The 19,229-nt window shown below is 63.5% G+C and carries 15 protein-coding genes and 1 pseudogene; 8 read left to right on the top strand and 8 right to left on the bottom strand.

The features are described from left to right. Positions 1-24: 24 nt before the first annotated feature. The gene (locus BLT08_RS15535) at positions 25-831 is read left to right on the top strand and encodes an SDR family NAD(P)-dependent oxidoreductase (protein ID WP_090309593.1); all 807 of its coding nucleotides are present in this window, start codon (positions 25-27) and stop codon (positions 829-831) included. 17 nt (positions 832-848) lie between these two features. On the opposite strand, the gene BLT08_RS15530 is transcribed toward BLT08_RS15535, so the two are convergent. Beyond that, the gene (locus BLT08_RS15530; RefSeq protein WP_090309590.1) at positions 849-1,688 is read right to left on the bottom strand and encodes a VOC family protein; all 840 of its coding nucleotides are present in this window, start codon (positions 1,686-1,688) and stop codon (positions 849-851) included. A 342-nt stretch (positions 1,689-2,030) separates the two neighbouring features. On the opposite strand from BLT08_RS15530, the pseudogene BLT08_RS15525 reads away from it, so the two are divergent. After that, positions 2,031-2,577: pseudogene (locus BLT08_RS15525) on the top strand (IS6 family transposase). Positions 2,578-2,776: 199 nt separating this feature from the next. On the opposite strand, the gene BLT08_RS15520 reads toward BLT08_RS15525, so the two are convergent. Then, positions 2,777-4,192, bottom strand: coding sequence for a dihydroorotase (locus BLT08_RS15520; protein ID WP_245724237.1), 1,416 nt, complete (start codon positions 4,190-4,192; stop codon positions 2,777-2,779). A gap of 182 nt (positions 4,193-4,374) precedes the next feature. Between BLT08_RS15520 and BLT08_RS15515 the strand changes: the two genes are divergently transcribed. Next, entirely contained in the window at positions 4,375-5,127 is a 753-nt protein-coding gene (locus tag BLT08_RS15515) for an SDR family NAD(P)-dependent oxidoreductase (RefSeq protein WP_090309584.1), read from the top strand. Here the strand turns inward: BLT08_RS15515 and BLT08_RS15510 are convergent. Beyond that, positions 5,096-5,752, bottom strand: coding sequence for an isochorismatase family protein (locus BLT08_RS15510; protein WP_090309581.1), 657 nt, complete (start codon positions 5,750-5,752; stop codon positions 5,096-5,098). The genes BLT08_RS15515 and BLT08_RS15510 overlap by 32 nt on opposite strands. Positions 5,753-5,956: 204 nt before the next feature. Here BLT08_RS15510 and BLT08_RS15505 point away from each other — a divergent pair, with 204 nt between their 5' ends. The 3 genes from BLT08_RS15505 (at position 5,957) to BLT08_RS15495 (ending at position 9,167) form a co-directional block, all read left to right on the top strand. Beyond that, positions 5,957-6,727: an IclR family transcriptional regulator gene (locus BLT08_RS15505; RefSeq protein ID WP_090309576.1), complete on the top strand. Its 771-nt coding sequence runs from the start codon at positions 5,957-5,959 to the stop codon at positions 6,725-6,727. A gap of 167 nt (positions 6,728-6,894) precedes the next feature. Continuing rightward, on the top strand, positions 6,895-8,133 hold the full coding sequence (locus BLT08_RS15500; protein WP_090309572.1) for a Zn-dependent hydrolase: 1,239 nt from the start codon (positions 6,895-6,897) through the stop codon (positions 8,131-8,133). Then, positions 8,130-9,167 carry an LLM class flavin-dependent oxidoreductase gene (locus BLT08_RS15495; RefSeq protein WP_090309569.1) on the top strand — a complete coding sequence of 346 codons (1,038 nt, stop codon included), beginning with the start codon at positions 8,130-8,132 and terminating at the stop codon, positions 9,165-9,167. Before BLT08_RS15500 ends, BLT08_RS15495 begins: the two co-directional genes overlap by 4 nt. 185 nt (positions 9,168-9,352) lie before the next feature. On the opposite strand, the gene BLT08_RS15490 is transcribed toward BLT08_RS15495, so the two are convergent. Further along, entirely contained in the window at positions 9,353-10,834 is a 1,482-nt protein-coding gene (locus tag BLT08_RS15490; RefSeq protein ID WP_090309566.1) for a CoA-acylating methylmalonate-semialdehyde dehydrogenase, read from the bottom strand. A 176-nt stretch (positions 10,835-11,010) separates the two neighbouring features. Between BLT08_RS15490 and BLT08_RS15485 the strand changes: the two genes are divergently transcribed. Both BLT08_RS15485 and BLT08_RS15480 read left to right on the top strand, forming a co-directional pair. Continuing rightward, positions 11,011-12,360 carry an aminotransferase family protein gene (locus tag BLT08_RS15485; protein WP_090309563.1) on the top strand — a complete coding sequence of 450 codons (1,350 nt, stop codon included), beginning with the start codon at positions 11,011-11,013 and terminating at the stop codon, positions 12,358-12,360. Positions 12,361-12,471: 111 nt separating this feature from the next. Next, entirely contained in the window at positions 12,472-12,987 is a 516-nt protein-coding gene (locus BLT08_RS15480; RefSeq protein WP_090309560.1) for an Lrp/AsnC family transcriptional regulator, read from the top strand. A gap of 30 nt (positions 12,988-13,017) precedes the next feature. On the opposite strand, the gene BLT08_RS15475 is transcribed toward BLT08_RS15480, so the two are convergent. The 4 genes from BLT08_RS15475 to BLT08_RS15460 all read right to left on the bottom strand — a co-directional run bounded on the left by BLT08_RS15475 (position 13,018) and on the right by BLT08_RS15460 (position 19,169). Continuing rightward, positions 13,018-14,430 carry an aspartate aminotransferase family protein gene (locus BLT08_RS15475; protein WP_090309558.1) on the bottom strand — a complete coding sequence of 471 codons (1,413 nt, stop codon included), beginning with the start codon at positions 14,428-14,430 and terminating at the stop codon, positions 13,018-13,020. 142 nt (positions 14,431-14,572) lie between these two features. Further along, positions 14,573-15,025: a GNAT family N-acetyltransferase gene (locus tag BLT08_RS15470; protein ID WP_090309555.1), complete on the bottom strand. Its 453-nt coding sequence runs from the start codon at positions 15,023-15,025 to the stop codon at positions 14,573-14,575. A gap of 146 nt (positions 15,026-15,171) precedes the next feature. Beyond that, on the bottom strand, positions 15,172-17,142 hold the full coding sequence (locus BLT08_RS15465) for a hydantoinase B/oxoprolinase family protein (protein WP_090309551.1): 1,971 nt from the start codon (positions 17,140-17,142) through the stop codon (positions 15,172-15,174). Between the two features lie 2 nt (positions 17,143-17,144). Further along, entirely contained in the window at positions 17,145-19,169 is a 2,025-nt protein-coding gene (locus BLT08_RS15460; protein WP_090309548.1) for a hydantoinase/oxoprolinase family protein, read from the bottom strand. Between the last annotated feature and the right edge of the window lie 60 nt (positions 19,170-19,229).

The following is a 19,229-nucleotide window of genomic DNA, read 5'->3' as shown; positions in this document are numbered from 1 at the left end:
TGAGAACATACCACTTGGGTAGCTATGGCCGAACTAGACGGAAAGACAGCCGTTATCACCGGTTCGAGTACGGGCCTCGGACGAGCGATCGCGGAGCGGTACGCCGCGGAGGGTGCAACCGTCGTGACGAACTCGCAGTCGAAAGCGCGTGCAGCGGAGGTCGCCGAGGCGATACGCGAAGCCGGTGGTGACGCGATCGGCGTCGAAGCGGACGTCACGGAGAAAAGCGACGTCGCTGGACTCGTGAACGCCGCCGTCGACGAGTACGGAGCGCTCGATATTATGGTCAACAACGCGGGGACGACCGTGGAGAAACCGCTGTTAGAACAGAGCCCCGAAGATTGGCGACGCGTCCTCGACGTCAATCTCACGGGCGTCTTCTTCGGCTGTCAGGTCGCTGGCGAACGGCTGATCAACCAGGGAGGTGGCGGACAGATCATCAACATGAGCAGCATCTACGGTGCGGGTGGCGTACAGGGCCGGGCACCCTACAACGCCTCGAAAGCCGGCATCGAGAATCTCACGCGAAACGCTGCCGTCGAGTTCGCTGACCACGGCATTCACGTGAATGCACTCGCACCGGGATACATCAAGACCCGGCTGGCCGAAGCGCCGTTGGGCGAATCCGCCGGGGACGACCTCGAGTGGCCGTACGTCGATTACGCCGAGGAACAGATCGAGAACCGAACCCCGCTCGGCCGGTTCGGCACCCACGAGGAGGTCACCAACTGTGCCGTGTTCCTCGCGGCGGGCGGCCACTATACGACCGGTGAAGTGTTGACGCTGGATGGCGGCTGGACGAGTTTCGGTTGGGGCTCAAAGAGTCGGTGAGCCGGTCGAGCCATCGGTCACGACCGATCGACCGCACCGAACCGACCGCCGACGTCGATATCGAACCAGTAGACGGTATCGTCGCCCCAGGCGGTCTCTTCGGCGATCCGGAACTGCTCTCGGACTGCGGCGACGTCCGTCGCGTCGACGAGGAACGCACACGGCAGCGGCGTGTGATTGCTCTCGACGCGGTCGGCGAGCCAGGAATCCGTCGCGAGCGGTTCCGCGACCGCGACCGGAGCGTCGTCGAACGAGACGACCTGCGCCTCAAGTGTGTCATCCTCGCGAGTTTGCGTCGAGGACGTGCCGAAGAACGTCTCGAGCCCCTGAACAGTTTCCTCGAGTTGATCCGTGCCGATGACGACCTCCGTGAGTCCCATCAGCCCCGAGGTTTCCGGGTCGGTCGTCACTTCGACGCGCCACTCGAGGGGGGTGTGATCCATCTCGAGCATCGGTATGGGCGTCCCCTGCGGTCGGCCGCCGACGATCGCTAACTCCCACTCGACGGACGTTCCGTCGGGTCGCTCTCGAGAAAATTTCGTCGGGCCTTCGATTTCGAACCCCTCGTCGGCCAGTCGGTCGCTTTCCTCGTCGATGTCGTCGACGGTCACCGACCACGCCGATGCGCCCGCGTTCGTATCGATCTGGTCGTTCCACCACGGTGCGGTCCCGTCGGGATCGTTCTTGGAAATCAGTTCGACGTACGAGAGGTTGCCGAACCCGATGAGGTGCATGTGCGTGATCCCGTTCGAATGGGTCCCGCCGTAGGCCGTTTCGAATCCGGCGCTTGCGAACGATTCTTCGAGGGAATCCAGATCGTCCGCTGCGAAGACGACGTGGTCGATTGGTCTCGACATGAGATACGGTAGAGATTGGCATCCACTGATAAAAACGTACCGTCGGCGAACACCCGTTCTGGCGAGTGAGACGGGTGTATCGGTCAATCGAGCGACCGATCGGCGAGCGACGCGAGGTGTACGGCTACGGGCTTCGGTTGCGCTCGAACAGACGGCGTCCGTCGATCACAGCACCAATGTCCTTCTTGAGAGCGTATATCCACGCGTAAAGGGTTAGATAGATCGCTCTCTTTGTACTGTCCTGGAACGCTGCTTCGTCGGGTGGACAAACTGAGGTAATACGATTTCGTGTTACATCATATCAAAAGTAGATTGACTCGGAGATGACGCGACTGGCTCGATTTGAGTCTCGTAGAATAGGAGGGGACACCGCGTCAGCAGATGGAGATCAGTGAGCGGCTCAACCTTGCTTATCTCTCGCTTTTGAATACCGATCGAGAATTAGAGACTTCGATACAAAACGTAGCCGAAAGGCAGTCTACGGTTGGGTTCACAAATGCGATCCACAGCGGCAGTCGACAAGAAACTGAATCACTTCGCGCTTGGTGAGACGGTGATTCAACTCGCCGGACATCGCTACTGGTTGTACAGTTCCGCCGATCCAGAAACGAACAGTGTCCTCCATATGCGGCTGTAATCGACGATATAACTGGGTTGACAAAACGATTCCTTCAGGAACTCACTGGGAATGACGATCTCAACAATACCGCGATTACTGTCGATACAGTGATGTATTTCCAAACTGCCCCTCCACGATCTGGGCTTCAATTTTGTTCTGGAACACATGAAAATAGAGGATTCTGAAAATGTTTGTAATACGATGAGATCGCATAACTCTTTGTTTCCAAACTGCTTCAGTTACACAAGGCCATCAACAGCCGAACCGTAGCTTCAGGCCGTCGCCGTCTGGCACAATGCTACAAACCAAACCTGATCGGCGTTGGAGGTATCCATGCGACATCTTCGGAGCGACAGCTATCGGCCGGTGCCGCGTCTTGCACGTCGGCTACGCGACTGCGATCGCTGTGCACACCGCCTCGTCAGGGATTTGCACGCGGACGGCTCTCAATGACCGACTCACCGATGACTCATTCGGCCAGCGGAACGCCGTCCTCGTAGCGTGGCAGGTATCGTCCGTCCCCGCCTTCGACGAGCACGTCGTTGTGTTCGACCACGAGTTCGCCACCCTTGATCGTGTGCGTCGGCGCACCGGTGAGTTCGCGGCCGAACGCCGAACACCAGCGGTTGTCCAGACCGTAGAGGTAGTCCTCGTCGACGGTAAACGATTTCGTCAGGTCGACGATCACGGCGTCGGCGTCCGCGCCCTCGACGAGCGCGCCTTTGCGCGGATAGATCCCGAACCGTTTCGCGTTGTTCGTCGAGCAGACCTCGACCATCCGCTCCATCGAGATGCGGTTCTTGTTCACGCCCTCGCTGAGCATGAGCGGGAGGAACGTCTGCAGCCCCTGATCGCCCGGCGGCGAGTCCCAGACGCTTCCGTCCCGCGGCCCCTTGAACTCGAGTTGATACGGACAGTGATCGGTGCCGACGTTCTGGAACGTGCCGTTGCGAAGCGCCTTCCAGAGCGCTTCCTGATCCTCCTTGTAGCCGATCGGCGGCGAAATCTTCCCCCAGAGACCGACGTCCTCGTCCTCGCAGTGGTTGGCGAGGAAACTCGGCAGGGTCTCCCCGTAGAGGTTGACGCCGCGCTCTTGATACCGGGAGAGGGCGTCGAGCGTCTCCACCATGCTGTTGTGCACGACGTACGACGTTGCGCCGGTGTGCTCGGTGAGCATCCCGATCTGTTCGATCTGCATCGCCTGACTGATGCCCGGCGAGGCGTCGGCCCACGCGCTGAGGTCGTCTCGACCGGCTTCCTGCATCTCTTCGACTTTCACCGGGCCGAGGTCGTCGTTTTCTGCGTGGAACATCACGACCGCGTTCTCCATCTCGGCCGTCTTCTTCAGGACGGTGTAGACGCGGCCGGCGTCGGAGTGGCCGATCCCGAGCTCCGGCGCGGACGTCTTGTACATGTTGAAGAACAGTTTGAACGAGCGGATTCCCTCTTCGGCGAGGTCGTCGATCTCGTCGATGTGATGGTCCTGGTGGACGATGGCGTGGAACCCGAAGTCGATGTAGGACTGCTGCTCGCCGGTCTCGACGAAGAAGTCCATGTCGGGGACGTACGGCTCCTCCTGCAGGAGGAACGTAAAGAACGACGTCACGCCGCCGGCGAGACACGCCTTCGTCTCGGTCTCCATGTCGTGTTCGTACTGGGTGTGATAGTCGTTCTCGTACCGCGAGATCCCCATGTGGTTGTGCGGGCAGATGAACCCCGGTATGAGGTAGTTCCCCTCGGCGTCGATCGTCTCGTCGGCCTCGGGAAGGGAATCCTCCGATCCGATCGCAGTAATCTTACCGTCTGCGGCAGCCATTCCGCCTGGAATCGTTCCGGATGGTGTCACGACGCGTGCGTTGACGACCCGGATGGTAGACTCTACCATATCGTGTACAGACAGCGACCGACGACTTAACTGTAGAGGACCGATCGGGAGCCGCGGCGGGTCGAACAGCAATTTGTCGCGCTACGGTCCCCGCTCGGTGATCCAAGGTCTTCGTCCCAGTACCGTGTCCCTCCTCTCGTGGCGACGTGAACAGTTATGCCGTCGCTGCGGGATAATTGTGTATGGACCGTCTGAACGGAACGACAGCGCTAGTGACGGGTGCGAGCAAGGGTATCGGACGCGGGATTGCTCAGGAGTTAGCGGCCGAAGGTGCGGCCGTCGGCGTCAACTATCCGCCCCAGGAGGGCCCGACGCACGCCGAGGACGTCGTCGAGACGATCGAATCGAACGGCGGAACGGCACGCGCGTTCGAAGCCGACGTGAGCGACGCCGACGACGTCGAGTCGATGATCGACGCGGTCGAAGCCGCGTTCGGGACGATCGACGTGCTCGTCAACAACGCGGGGATCTTGACCCAGTCGCGTCTCGAGGAGATGCCGGTCGAGATGTGGGACGAGACGATCGCGGTCGACCTTCGCGGAACCTTCCTCCCGATCCGCTTCGCCCTCCCGGGGATGCTCGAGTCGGGCGGCGGCTCGATCATCAACGTGGCCTCGCAGCTCGGCATCGTCGGCGGCGAGGAGTTAGTCCACTACTCGGCCGCGAAAGGCGGCGTGATCAGTATGACGCGAGCGCTCGCCCGGGAGGTGTCGCCGACGGTCCGGGTCAACGCGGTCGCGCCGGGACCGGTCCAGACCGAACTCCTGGACGATATCAGCGAGGAGTGGCGCGAGGCAAAGGAGGCTTCGCTCCCGATGGGTCGACTCGGCGAGGTCGAAGACATCACGCCGACGGTGGTCTTCCTCGCGTCCGACGAGAGCAGTTACTACACGGGCCAGACGCTCAGTCCCGACGGCGGGGACGCGATGCACTAGGGTCGCGGAGGTAATCGACCACCTCGTCGACCGGCCTGACGTCGCCGTACTTCGCGTGGATATCGAAGAGGTTGGCCTCGTGGGGCTCCGGCGCGCGGTCGCCGACGCTCTCTTCGGGGACGATCACGCGAAACCCGTGCGAACAGCCGTCGACGGCCGTCGCGCGGACGCAGCCGCTGGTCGTACAGCCGGCGACGACGAGCGTATCGACCCCCCACGCGGTCAGCATCGAGTGGAGCTCCGTTTCGTGGAACGAACTCGCCTGCCGTTTCTCCAGTACGTGATCGGTGTCCCGGAGGTCGAGTCGCTCGTCGAGGTCGACCCACTCGGAGCCCGCGGCCAGCACCTCGAGCGTCGGAATCTTTTCGCCCCAGATCCCGAGATCGGCTCCGTCGGGATGGGAGGTGACGATGCGCGTCGCAACGACGGGACAGTCGGTCTCGCGTGCGGCGTCCAGGAGTTCGTTCGTTCGTTCGACGACGCTCGAGAGCTCCCCGCCCAGCACGCACGAGGGGTCGGTGAAGCCGCGTTGGAGATCCACGATGAGCAGCGCGGGCGAGTCGCCGTAGCCGACGAGTGAGTCCAGTCCTGCACGGTCGTATACCGCCGGTGTATCTGGTGGCATGGGAGATGACGAACTCCGATTCGGTCGATAGCAGTCCGCGCCGGAATCGGATACGCCGATATCCACCGACGCGGTAAAAAAGATTTCGCGGATGAGTGTCTCGAAACCGGTGGCGACGAGCCCGGAATATGTTTTAGGAATACTATGTAATAACATGGAGACTGCGAAACGGTCATTTAGTATTGGGTCATACTAGCACCCAACATGGATGCAGGTGAGACGCAGCTGTCGTCTGTCAAGTCGGTCGATAGACTGTTCGAGATCATCGACGTCCTCGACGAACTCGACGGTGCGCGCGTGACCGAGGTAGCCGAGTTGCTCGAGATGCCAAAGAGCACCGTCCACGGCCATCTCTCGACGATGCACCAGCACGGCTACGTCGTCAAAGAGGGCAACGAGTACTACCTCAGCCTCCAGTTCCTCCGACTCGGGGAACACGCCCGTTGGCGGAAACAGGCGTACAAGCTCGCCCACGAGAAGGTGAGTCGATTGGCCGAACGCACCGACGAACGCGCCCAGTTCATCATCGAAGAGCACGGGAAGGGAGTCTACGTCCACCGCGAGACCAGCGAACACGGCGTGGAAACCGATTCGAACATCGGCGAGAGCGTCCCCTTGCACGCCACCGCGGCCGGGAAGGCGATTCTCAGCGCGCTTCCCGTCCCCTACGCCGACTCGCTGATCGAGGAGATCGAACTCGAGCGGTTCACCGAGCACACGATCACGGACCGCGACGAGCTTCGCGAGGAGCTCCAGACCGCCCGAGATCGAAACTACGTGTTCAACAACGAGGAGAGCACGAAGGGGTTGAGTGCGGTCGGCGTGCCGGTGTTAGAGCAGTCGGGCGCGGTCCTCGGCGCGATCAGCGTCTCGGGGCCGACCTACCGAATGAACGGCGACTGGTTCACCGAGGAGATCCCGCTGATCCTCCTCGGAACGGCCAACGAACTCGAGCTCGATATCACCTTCTCGTGAATATCACCTTCCCATAATATCCTCTTCCCGTACTTCCAACACGGTCGCGTGTGCGGACAGGTTGCGATCACCACGTTGCGCTCGAGCGTGCGATCGCCTCCGTGTGAGCCGACTGACCGTGGTGTTCGTACGCAAAGGCTTATCTACGATTCCCGAGACATAGCTGTATGCCGGTTGCGCTACAGCGAGAGCGATTTGTTTCGACGATGAAAGAGCAGGCCGAAATTGGCGGCACGGACGACGGTGGGCTGCACCGTCTGGCACTTTCGGACGAGGACAGGCGGATCCGCGACTGGTTCGCGGATCAGCTCGCGGCGGCGGACATCACCGTTCGCATCGACGAGTTCGGAAATATGTTCGGCCGCCGTGCGGGGACCGACCCCGACGCGAAGCCCGTGATGGTTGGCTCCCACCTCGACTCCCAGCCCTACGGCGGGATCTACGACGGCGCGCTCGGCGTCATCGCGGCACTAGAGCTGATCCGAGCCCTCGACGACGAGGAGGTCGAGACCGAGCATCCGATCGAGATCGTCAACTGGACCAACGAGGAGGGCTCGCGCTTCCAGCCGGCGATGCAGGGCAGCGGCGTCTGGGCGGGCGCTCACTCGCTCGAGGACGAGTACGCTAAGACCGACGTCGACGGAAACGTATTCGAGGACGAACTCGAGCGGATCGGGTACAAAGGCGAGGAACCCTGCGAACCGCCGGAGGAGTACGAGGCGTATCTCGAACTCCACGTCGAGCAGGGACCGTATCTCGAGGAGAACGAGAAAGACGTCGGCGTCGTCACCGGGATCGTGGGCTTCACCTGGGGAGCGATCACGTTCCACGGTGAGGCCGATCACTCCGGCCCGACGCCGATGCACTACCGACAGGACGCGCTCGTCGCCGCGGCGGACGTGATCAGTCAGATCCGCCGCATTCCGAGCAGCCTGGGCGAGCGCACGGTCGGGACGACCGGCTACATCGACGCGAAACCGAACTCGATCAACATCATTCCCGACGAGGTCACGTTCACCTGGGGCTTCCGGGACCCGTCCGACGACGTAATCGAGGAGGCCCGCCGGCGCGTGCTCGAGGAGGCCGAGTGGGCCGCCGAGCGGGAGGGCGTCGAGTGGGAGTACGAGGATCGAATGCGCGCGCCGGCGGTCGAGTTCGCCGACGCGTGCGTGGACGCGGTCCAGAACGCAGCCGACGACCTCGAGTACGACAGCATGCGGATCTTCAGCGGCGCCGGCCACGACGCGACGCACATGCACAGCGTCTGTGACACGGGGATGGTGTTCGCGGTGAGCGAGAACGGGAAGAGCCACAACGAGTCGGAGTACACCAGCTGGGACGACTGTTTCAGCGCGGCGTCGACGATCGCCAACGCTGCCGTCGACCTCGCCGGAGGTGCGCAATGAGCGACCCGTCGTTCGACCGACTCGGCATCTGGAACTGGGAGAGCGAGAACGTCGCCGACGAGATCGAGTACGCGAAGTACGCCGAATCGAAGGGGTTCGACTCGGTCTGGCAGGGCGAGTCCCGATTGGTTCGCGACGCCATGACGATCATGGGAGCGTACACGCAGGTGACCGATTCGATCAAGTTCGGGCCGGGCGTCACCAACTGCTACACGCGAAACGTCGCGCTGATGGCCCAGACGTTCTCGACGCTGCACGAACTGTCGAACGGTCGGGCGATGCTCGGCATCGGCGCGTGGTGGGATCCGCTCGCCAGCAAGGTCGGGATCGACCGGCAGAACGCCCTCCGGTACATGTGGGAGTACTGCACCGTCCTCAGCAAGCTCCTCGATCTGGAGAACGTCACCTACGACGGCCAGTACATCCAGGTCGAGGACATCGAACTCGACCTGGTGCGGGCGAACGCCGATCCGCGATCGGTGCCGATCTACATCGGCGCGACCGGGCTGACGATGAACAAGATGTCCGGCGAACTGGTCGGGAAGGGCGTCGTCGACGGCGTCTACATGAACTATCTGATCCCGCCGGAGCACAACGAGCTGGCGATGGAGAAGCTCACCGAGGGCGTCGAGAAACAAGGCGGTGAGATCGAGGACGTCGACCGGCCACAACTCATCGCCGTCTCGATGGATGAGGACGCCGACGTCGCCATCGACAACGCCCGCGGGCTCGTGACGCAGTACATCGGCCAGCAGCCACACATCACGAAGGCGTCGGGAATCGATCCCGAAGTCGGCGAACAGATCGGCGAGGAACTCGGCGGCTGGCCCGCCAGCGCCGAGGACATCGAGCGCGCCAGCCGACTGGTCCCCGACGAGGTCGTCACCAACGTCGTCGCGGCCGGCACGCCCGAGGACTGCGTCCAGAAGGTCGGCGACTACTGTGAGGCCGGCTGTACCGAGCCCTCGCTATACTCGCTCGGATCGAACACCGAGGAAGTGATCGACGTGTTCGCCGAGTTCAAAGCCGAGTAAGCAACCCGGGCTCGAGCCCGAATCGCCGTTCGATTTCGTTTTCTGTCGCTTTTTCCGGTCCAACGCTCCCAACCGAGCCCTGTCGCTGTGACGGTGGAGACGGCCGAAAAATGCGCCGCAAAGAATGGCTCGCGACCGAACGTCGGTCGTGTTCCGTCGAAACCGACGCTTGCTTCCAGCGCGGATCAGTTGTCCGGCCAGCGTTCGATGTAAACGTTCTTGTCCGTGTAGAAGTGGATCATGTCCTCGCCCTGGGCGTGGAGGTCGCCGAAGAACGAGTCGCGCTGTCCCCCGAAGTGGAAGAACGCCATCGGCGCGGAGGTGCCGACGTTGACGCCCAGGTTCCCAACGTCGGCGCGGTGGCGGAACTTGCGGGCGTCGAGTCCGCTGCCGGTAAAGAGACTCGCCGCGTTCCCGAACTGGCTCTCGTTCAGGACGTCGATCGCCTCGTCGATGTCGGCGACGGACATCAGCCCGAACACCGGTCCGAAGATCTCCTCGCGGGTGATCACCATGTCCGTCTCCAGTCCGGCGAAGACGCTCGGCGCGAGGAAGTTACCGTCCTCGTAACCCTCGACGGTGACGTCGCGGCCGTCGAGGAGCAGTTCGGCACCTTCGCTGATGCCGGTCTCGATGAAGTTGCGAACGTGTTGCTCGTGTTCGGGCGTGATGAGCGCGCCGATGTCGACGCCGTCGTCGAGTCCGTACCCCACCACCTGAGACTCGGCCTCCTCGAGGACGAGGTCGGTGAACTCGTCGTAGACGGCGTCCTCGACGACGACGACGTCGTTGGCGAGACACCGCTCGCCGGCGCAGGCACACGCCGACGCGACCGTCTTTGCCGCGGCGAACTCGAGGTCGGCCGTCTCCGTGACGATGATGTGGTTCTTCGCCCCGCCCTGGGCCTGAACCCGTTTGCCGTGGGCCGCCGCGGTTTCGTAGACGTGTTTCGCGACCGGGGTGCTGCCGACGAAGGAGATGCCGGCGATGTCCTCGTGCTCGAGCAACGTGTTAACGGTGTCGACGCTGCCGTTGACGAGCTGGACGACGCCGTCGGGGAAGCCCGCCTCGTCGATGAGCTCGAACATGCGCTGGGCGACCAACGGATCGCGTTCGCTCGGTTTCAGAATGAAGCTGTTCCCGGTCGCGACGGCGTACGGCAGGAACCACAGCGGGATCATGCCGGGGAAGTTGAAGGGCGTGATCGCGGCGAAAACCCCGAGCGGCTTGCGAACGGCGCTCTCGTCGATGTCGGGTGCGGCGTTCAGCAGCGTTCCGCTCTGCATCATCGACGGGATGCCGCAGGCGACTTCGACGTTTTCGATGCCGCGGCGGAGTTCGCCCCGGGCCTCCGGCAACGTCTTTCCGTGTTCCTGAACGAGGAGCTCGGCTAGCTCCTCCTGGTGCTCTTCGAGCAACTGCTTCAGTTCGAACAGCGGCTGGATACGGGCTTCGACGTGCGTCGTCGACCACTCGTCGAACGCCTCGAGCCCGGTCGCGACGGCGTCGTTGACGTCCGATTCGGAGCTGAACGGGACGAACGCGAGCTCCTCGCCGGTCGCCGGGTTGATGACGTCCTGTCCGTCGTCGCTGTCCGCGCGTTTCCACGTGCCGCCGACGTAGTTCTGTACGTCCCCCGTCTCCGAGAGTGATGCTAACTCGACCATGCGGAGGCATACCACGACCGGTGAAATAACTCTTCGGTATTCTACCCACTTCGTTCAACGAAATCAGACCATTACTGGACATAGTTCTGCGACATCCGATATAGTCGGAAAATAGTCCGCTCAGCTAGAGCTTTGGTAAAGATTAATCACGCGCGGCAACGATGGGGGAGGTATCAATGTCAGATTCCCAGACATCCGGTGACGCGCTTCCGGACGATGCGACGGAGATCGAACGGCTCGACAAGGAGTACGTGTTCGGAACCTGGTCGTTCCAGAGCGAGGTGTCCCCGACGGAGATCACCGGTGGATCGGGCGTTCGGTTCTCCACCGCCGACGGCGAGGAGTACATCGATCTCTCGGGACAGCTTATGTGCTCAAACCTCGGCCACTCCGCAGACACCGTCGCGGACGCGATCTCAGAACAGGCCCACGAGGGCGCGTACTTCGCACCGGGCTTTACGACCGAACCGCGGGCGCGACTCGGCGAGAAACTCGCGGAGGTGACGCCGGGGAACCTCTCGAAGACGTTCTTCTCGACCAGCGGCACCGAAGCCGTCGAAGCCGCGATCAAGATCGCCCGCATGTACACCGGGAAACAGAAGATCATCTCGCGGTACCGCTCATACCACGGCGCTACCGCGGGTTCGATCAGCGTCACCGGCGACCCGCGACGGCTGCTGGCCGAACCCGGCGTTCCGGGGACGATCAAGGCACCCGACCCGTACGCCTACGGCTCCACCCTCGAGCCGATGGAGAGCCTCGAGTACATCGACGAGATGCTGATGCTCGAGGGCGACACCGTCGCGGCGGTGCTCGTCGAACCGGTCGTCGGCTCGAACGGGATCCTGGTCCCGCCGGATGAGTATCTCCCGCGACTCAAAGAGATCGCCCACGACCACGGGGCGCTCCTGATCTGCGACGAGGTGATGAGCGGCTTCGGCCGTACCGGCGAGTGGTTCGGCAGCGACGTCTTCGACGTGACGCCCGACATCATGTCGATGGCGAAGGGACTGAGCGGGGCGTACGCGCCGCTAGGCGCGACGATCGTCACCGACGAGATTGCCGACCACTTCGAGACTGAGATGTTCTGTCACGGCCACACCTACGCGGGCCACCCCCTTGCCTGCGCCGCGGGGCTCGCCGCCGTCACGAGCTACCAGGATCAGGAGCTGATCCCGCACGCTCGCCAGGTCGGCTCCTATCTCGAGAAGCGACTCGAGGAACTCGCCGAAGATCATCCGAGCGTCGGTGAGACGCGGGGAGTCGGTCTCTTCCGCGGAATCGAACTGACGAAAGATCCCGACGAGCGCGTCCCGTTCGGCCACCGTTCCGACAAGATTTCGATGGGATCGACCGTCGTCGACGAGGTCAGCGCCGCGGCGTGGGACGAGGGCGTCTACGTCGGCAACATGATCAACACGCTCATCATGGCGCCGCCGCTCCCGATCACCGAAGACGACATCGACGAGGCCGTCGCGGGTCTCGACGTCGCCCTCGAGGTGTCCGACGCCGCGATGGATGGGTAGCCCGTCGAATCACTCGAGCGCGGACTTACGCCGATGGCATCTGCTGCTTGACGCTCGAGCGTGGTCGAACGCGAATCGCACGGTTAACCTGCTGGCGACGTACTGACTGGTATGGACACGAACGAACGACCGGCCGTGGACGAGACGGACGTTGCGATCCTCGAGCGCGTCGAACGCGACGCCGACGTGAATCTCGCGGAGCTCGCGGAGGAGCTCGGACTGTCGAAATCGGCGGTTCACTACCGGCTGAACAAGCTCAAGGACTCCGACGTCATCACCTCGGTGTCGGCGGACGTCGACCCGCTCGCGCTCGGGCTCAACATGGTGGTGATCACGGAGGTGTCGGTCGCCCACGAGAGCGGCTACGCCGAAGATATCGGTCGGTCGCTCACCGCGATCGACGGCGTCTTTCAGGTGTACTACACGATGGGGGACGTCGATTTCGTCGTCCACTCGCGGGTGCAAAACCGGGACCAGATGAACGACCTCGTCGACGAGATCGTCACGATCGACGGCGTCAACGAGACGGCTTCGAAGTTCGTGATGCGGGAGCTGAAGACGAGTACGCGGACGGTCGAGAACATGTCCGAAGAGATGCTGCGAGACGCCGTCGACGGCGCCGACTGACGCCGACGGTCGGGACTGGCGGCGTCTGAGCTAGCGGCTATTCTCGGTATAGGACTCGAGCGCGTCGGTGATGATGTCGAGGCCGATCTCGGCCTGTTCGTTCGTCATGACGAGCGGCGGCAGGAGTCGGAGCACGCCGTTTTCTCGGCCGGCTTTCCAGACGAGGACGCCCTGCTCGTAGCAACTGGTCTGGACCGCCTTTACCATCTCCGCGTTCTGTTTCCCGTCCTCGTCGATCAGTTCGACGCCGATGAACAGCCCGCGTCCGCGGACCTCCCCGATCAGGGGGCTGTCGACCGCTCGGATTCGGTCTCGGATGTACTCCCCGAGCTGGGTCGCGTGGTCGAGCAGGTCGTGCTCCTGAATGTACTCGATCGCGGCGATTCCGCCGCGCATAGCCGGGAGGTTCCCGCGGAACGTTCCGAGGTGGCCGCCAGGACCCCACGTGTCGAACTTCTCGTGGTACAACATCGCGCCGAGCGGTAAGCCGGCGCCGCCGATCCCCTTCGCCATCGTCATCGCGTCGGGGGTGACGCCCGCGTGCTCGGCGCCCCACCACTCGCCGGTGCGCCCGAAGCCGGACTGAATCTCGTCGAAGATCAACAGCGCGTCGTTGTCATCCGCGATGTCGCGTAGTCCCTGCAGGAACCCCGCAGGCGGGACGACGACGCCGCCTTCGCCCTGGATCGGTTCGACCCAGATCGCCGCCGGCGGCTCGTGGCCGCTGTACGTGCCTTCGAACTTCTCTTTGACAGCCTCGAGCGAGCGCGCACAGGATATCTGCCCGCAGCAGTCCGACTGCGGACAGAGCGCTGTCGCGCCGTCGTTCGGGAGTCGCTCGCGATAGGGATCGGGATACGGCACGTGAACCGTGTCGGGTAACAGTGGCTCGTAGCCGGCCTTGTACGCCCGGCCGCCGGTGAGGCTCAACGCCCCGGCCGACCCGCCGTGGTAGGAGCCCTCGAACGCGAGCAGTCCGTGGCGGCCGGTGTTGTGTTTCGCCAGCTTGATCGAGCCCTCGATGGCGTCGCTGCCCGAGGGACCGCCGAACACCATTCTGCTGTTTCCGCGCAGCCCCGGCGGCGCGATTTCGCCGATCGCGTCGATGAAGTCCAGGCGGGCTTCCGTCGGGAAGTCGATCGTGTGAACGAGCGTGTTCGTCTGCTCGTTGACCGCCTCGAGCACGTACGGGTTCGAGTGGCCGACGTTCAAGACGCCGATGCCGGCGAAGAAGTCGAGAAATACGTTCCCGTCCGCGTCCTTGATCGTCGCGCCCCGGCCCTCGGCGAACGCCAGCGGCACGGATTTCGGATACGCGACGGCGCTGCTGTCGATCGCCTCCTGTCGCTCGAGTAACTGCTGTGAGCGCGGGCCCGGAATCTGCGTGTCGACGCGCGGTGCGGCATCGAAATGGAGTTCCTCGATCGGTGGTCCTCGGGTCATCGGTAGAGGGTTCGGAAGGCACCCTAATGACTGTTGTTAACTTCACCCATGGATATCGGCTTCGAATGCCGTTTCGGCGTCGCTCCTCGGGGGTCGATCGCGTCTATTGCTCGCGGTTCGTCGGCGGACGCTCGCGTCTCGATCACTCCCCCGGATCGTCACTCGTCAGATCGTACCTGAACGAGATGCAGTACTTCTCGTAGCCGAGCGCGTCGGTGTAGAACCGGTGTGCGTCGTCGCGCCAGTGACCCGACTCGAGTTCCACCGCCACGCAGCCCTCCGTCACCGCCCAGTCGTGGACGAACGAGAGGAGCTGTTCGCCGAACCCTTCCGAGCGCCGGGACTCGGTGGTCACCAGATCGTAGACGTAGGCGTGCTTGCCGAGGTAGAAGTTGGTCGCGGTTTTGGCCCCCGCGACGGCGACCATCTCGTCGTCCTCGTAGAGACCGAACAGTCGGTACCCCTCCTCGTACATCTGCTCGTACTGTTCTTCGAACAGCGCCTCGTCCAAGTGCGTCCGCAGTTCGTTGAGAATCGGGAACGCCTCGCGCCGTTCCGCGTCGGTCGATAGCTGCTGGATGGTGATCTTGCTCATCTGTCTCTCGCCTCGACGGTCCCGCCGCTGGCCGACTGACTCCACCGCTCGGTGGCGTCGGCGACGACGATCGATCGATAGCAGTGGAGTACACACGGAGTACCGGCAAAAGCGTTTTGTCAGGCCGCTGCCGGCTACGGGCGACCCTACTGCCACTCCGCGGCTGCTCGTCGACCGAGCATCTCGCGGAACTGCTCGGTCGTACGCTCGAGCAACTCCTCCGTCTCCCACTCGAGGATGACGCCGTACTGGCGGACGAGGTCGTGCTGGTCGAGTTCGCCCTCGCGGTAGCGTTCGGCGACCGATTCGGGATCTTCCTCGAGCCAGGACTCCCGGTTCTCTCGAATGTGTTCGCGCGCTCGCTCCGTCGCCTCGCGATCGATCTCGTACTCGCACAGATCGGGATCGACGGCGTCGATTACCACGCCGTAGTCCGTCTCCGCCCGCTCGATCGAGACGTAGTCGTCGATGACGTCCTCGCGGACCGCCTCGGGGTCGCGCTCGAGCGGATCGCCGAAGCCGCCGCCGCCCGAGGAGGGGCGAACGAACGCGTCGCCCTCCGCGATCGGTCGGTTGGAGAAGACGGTCCCCATATCCTCGGTCTCGCCGTCCCGCGTGAGCGACACGCCGTGTGGGATCCCCGGTAGCCCGCCGTTGAGCCCCCACGTGATCGAGCGGGACCGATCTGAACAGTAGGAGATCACGCTGTTCTCGCTCTCGAGCAGACGGCCACCTTTCCGGACGCCACAACCGCCGCGGAACTCGCCGGGGCCGGCGGAGTCCGTGACGATCGTATGCTCGCTCGTCAGCAGCGGCGTGTCCCGCTCTTGGCCCTCGAGCGACTGGACGGCCAGCCCCGCGCCGAAGACCGGAGCGGTCGCGTTCGCGCCGTCCATCCCGTCGCGGCCGCCCCAGCCGCCGGCCATCCAGTCGTACCACATGAACTCCTCGCCGTCGCGGTCGGGGCGACGGTCGGTGCCGCCAGAGAGCAGGTACTCGAGGTTGAACGCACAGGCCATCGCGCGCTCGGGCAGCACCTCCGACCACATCTCGAAGATGGCGTTCATCACCTTCTCGTAGGCCCCCGCGACCGAGCCGGTGACGGGGACGGGCTCCGGCGCGTTGACCACGGTCCCTTCGGGGAGCGTCGCGTCGACGACCCGGTACATCCCCGAGTTGAGCGGCACGTCCGGGAAGAACATCTTCGTCCCGGCGATCACCGCGGAGAACGACGTCCCGTACGTGGAGTTGAGGAAGTTGCCGATGTACTCGTCCGAGCCCGAGAGGTCGTAGTGGACCTCGTCATCGTCGATCGTCATCTCGACGTCGATCGTGACGAACCCCTCCTCCTCGGTGGGGTCGCCGTCGATGTAGTCCTGGGTTCGCCACGTGCCGTTCGGAAGCTCCCGGATCCGTTCGCGCATGATCCGCTCGACGTAGTTCTTCGACTCGCCGAACGCCGTTTTCACGGTGTCGATCCCGTACTTGTCGACGAGTTCGAGCAGGCGCTCCTCGGCGATCCTGGTCGCCTCGGTCTGGGCGCGCATGTCGCCCAGCCGGTCCTCGGAGAGGCGCATGTTCGACACCAGCAGGTTCGCGACGTCCTCCTGGAACTCGCCGCGGTCCCAGATCTTCAGCGGCGGGATGCGAAGCCCCTCCGCGAAGTAGCTGCTCGCTTCGATGTTGAACGACCCCGGCGACGGCCCGCCGACGTCGGCCCAGTGACCGTTCGACTGCGTGACGGCGATGAGTTCGTCGTCGTAGAACACCGGCCGCATGATGCGAACGTCGTTGATGTGCGTCGCGCCGAGGTAGGGGTCGTTGACGATGTAGACGTCGCCGGGATTGATGTCCCCCTCGAAGTACTCGAGCGTCTCCTTGCAGGTGTAGTGGAGGGTTCCGACGTGGACGGCGATGTCCTGTGAACCCTGCATGACGGTGTTTCCCTCCGCGTCGTTCAGGCAGTTACTGAAGTCGCGGTTGTAGATCACGAACGAGTAACACGTTCGCTGAATCTGTTCGGCCATTCGATCGACGAGGTTCGTAAACGAGCTCCGCAGGACCTCGAACGTGACCGGGTCGAGGTCGATATCGGTGTGTGCGTTGGATTGTGACATGGTTATATCTCGATGATCAGGTTCCCCGTCGCTTCGACTTCCGCCGTGGCTTCCGGCGGGACGACCACGGTGGAGTCCATCTGTTCGACGATCGCGGGGCCGCTAACCGTCTCGCCCGCGCCCAGTCGCTCGCGTTGGTAGAGGTCGGTCTCGACGAACTCGCCGGCCGACTCGAAGTACACCTCGCGCGTGCCGAGGTGGGCGTCCTCGAGACCCCCCGAATCGATCTCCGGGAATGACGGCTTTTCGACGACGCCGCGTCCCGTGACGCGGATGCCGTATATCTCGACGGTCGCGTCGCGATCCGAGTAGGCGTAGACGCGCTCGTGTTCCTCGTGGAACCGCTCGCGGATTGCCTCGACGCTCTCGATCGGTAACGAACACGGCACGGCCAGCGACCGCCACTGGCCCGCGTAGCGCATCTTCACCTCGTGCTCGAGCCGGATCTGGTCGTCCGCGATCTCTTCGGCGCGCAGGCGGTCGAGAATCTCCGCCTCGACTTCCCGAAGCGTCTCCTCTAAGTCGTCGACGATTTCCTCGGTCGCGTTCGCGACGAACGTCTTCGAGAGGTCGTGCTCGACGTCGACGAGCAGACAGCCAAGCGCGGAGTTGATTCCGGGGTACGGCGGGACGATCACGTTCGGGATGTTCATCTCCTCGGCCACGTGGGCGGCGTGCATCGGGCCGGCGCCGCCGAAGGCGACGATCGCGAAGTCGCGGGGGTCGTACCCCTTGCTCGTCGAGACGAGCCTGACGGCGTTGCACATGTTCGCGATCGCGATCTGCTCGATGGCGGAGGCCGCCTCGGTGATCTCGAGACCGAGCGGCTCCGCGATTTCGCGTTCGATGACGTCTCGAGACGGGCCGGCGGTCGCGTCCATCTCCCCGCCCAGGAACTTGTCGGGGTCGACCCAGCCCAGCAACACGTTCGCGTCGGTGATCGTGGGCTTGTCGCCGCCGCGCATGTAACAGGCGGGGCCGGGATCCGCGCCCTGGCTTCGGGGCCCGACGCGGAGCGAGCCGCCCTCGTCGATCCAGGCGATCGAGCCGCCGCCCGCCCCGATCGTCTTGATGTCCGTCGAGGGGAACATGATCGGATAGCCGTACTCGACGGCCCACTCGTCGGTCATCTCGATGTCGCCGCCGTAGGTGAGCGAGACGTCGACGCTGGTGCCGCCCATGTCGAAGCCGATGGCGTTGTCGAACCCGCACTGCTCGGCGATGTACTGTCCGGCGATCGCTCCCGCCGTCGGCCCGGAGTTCGCGATTCGGGCCGCGTAGTAGGCGATCGCGTCGGTGGTCATCACGCCGCCGCCGGAGTGCATCGCGAGCACGTCGTTGTCGTAGCCGCGTTCTCCGAGTTGGCGTGCGAGATCGGTCAGGTACTCCCTGACGACGGGCACCAGCGCCGCGTTGACGATCGTCGTGCTCGTCCGCTCGTGCTCGAACATCTCGGGCAGGATCTCGTGGGAGCAACAGACGAACGCGTCTGGGTGTTCCGCCTCGACGATTTCCTTGACTCGACGCTCGTGATCGCCGTTGACGTAGGCGTTAACCAGCGAGATCGCGATGGTTTCGATGCCCCGTTTCTCGAAGATCTTGACGGCCTCGCGAACGTCGTCCTCGTCGAGCGGCGCCACGACCTCTCCGTTGTAATCGATTCGCTCCGTCACCTCGAGCCGATCCCGCCGGGTTACGTACGGCTCTGCGACGTCGGTGTAGGCGTCCCAGACGTCCTCCTTGGTCGCGTCACGGATTTCGTGGACGTCGCGAAAGCCCGCCGTCGTTATCAGTCCCGTTCGCGGCAGTTCCCGTTCGATCAGCGCGTTGGTCCCGACGGTCGAGCCGTGCGAGAAGAAGTCCAGATCGCTGATCTCCGTCTCCGCCTTCGTCAGCCCGTTGATCACTCCCTTTGCGGAGTTCTCCGGCGTCGACGGCGTCTTCGTAATCTCGATCGTCCCGGTCTCTTCGTCGAACACGATGAGGTCGGTGAACGTCCCGCCGATATCGATACCGGCTCGAGTCATGATATCATCTCACGTAGAAGGACACGCAAGTGCTATATAACGTTTTAGTCGAAAACGCTG

This window comes from Natronorubrum texcoconense (assembly GCF_900100335.1).
Classification (GTDB): domain Archaea; phylum Halobacteriota; class Halobacteria; order Halobacteriales; family Natrialbaceae; genus Natronorubrum; species Natronorubrum texcoconense.
Note: the sequence above shows the minus strand (reverse complement) of the source record. Positions and strands in the feature narration are given on the sequence as shown.

Coding starts and splice junctions, on each gene's coding strand:
- BLT08_RS15460 (WP_090309548.1), bottom strand. CDS start 19,169: ATGACTCGAGCCGGTATCGATATCGGCGGGACGTTCACCGACCTCATC.
- BLT08_RS15505 (WP_090309576.1), top strand. CDS start 5,957: ATGGATGCAGGTGAGACGCAGCTGTCGTCTGTCAAGTCGGTCGATAGA.
- BLT08_RS15495 (WP_090309569.1), top strand. CDS start 8,130: ATGAGCGACCCGTCGTTCGACCGACTCGGCATCTGGAACTGGGAGAGC.
- BLT08_RS15490 (WP_090309566.1), bottom strand. CDS start 10,834: ATGGTCGAGTTAGCATCACTCTCGGAGACGGGGGACGTACAGAACTAC.
- BLT08_RS15510 (WP_090309581.1), bottom strand. CDS start 5,752: ATGCCACCAGATACACCGGCGGTATACGACCGTGCAGGACTGGACTCA.
- BLT08_RS15535 (WP_090309593.1), top strand. CDS start 25: ATGGCCGAACTAGACGGAAAGACAGCCGTTATCACCGGTTCGAGTACG.
- BLT08_RS15485 (WP_090309563.1), top strand. CDS start 11,011: ATGTCAGATTCCCAGACATCCGGTGACGCGCTTCCGGACGATGCGACG.
- BLT08_RS15520 (WP_245724237.1), bottom strand. CDS start 4,192: ATGGTAGAGTCTACCATCCGGGTCGTCAACGCACGCGTCGTGACACCA.
- BLT08_RS15465 (WP_090309551.1), bottom strand. CDS start 17,142: ATGTCACAATCCAACGCACACACCGATATCGACCTCGACCCGGTCACG.
- BLT08_RS15480 (WP_090309560.1), top strand. CDS start 12,472: ATGGACACGAACGAACGACCGGCCGTGGACGAGACGGACGTTGCGATC.
- BLT08_RS15515 (WP_090309584.1), top strand. CDS start 4,375: ATGGACCGTCTGAACGGAACGACAGCGCTAGTGACGGGTGCGAGCAAG.
- BLT08_RS15500 (WP_090309572.1), top strand. CDS start 6,895: ATGCCGGTTGCGCTACAGCGAGAGCGATTTGTTTCGACGATGAAAGAG.
- BLT08_RS15530 (WP_090309590.1), bottom strand. CDS start 1,688: ATGTCGAGACCAATCGACCACGTCGTCTTCGCAGCGGACGATCTGGAT.
- BLT08_RS15475 (WP_090309558.1), bottom strand. CDS start 14,430: ATGACCCGAGGACCACCGATCGAGGAACTCCATTTCGATGCCGCACCG.
- BLT08_RS15470 (WP_090309555.1), bottom strand. CDS start 15,025: ATGAGCAAGATCACCATCCAGCAGCTATCGACCGACGCGGAACGGCGC.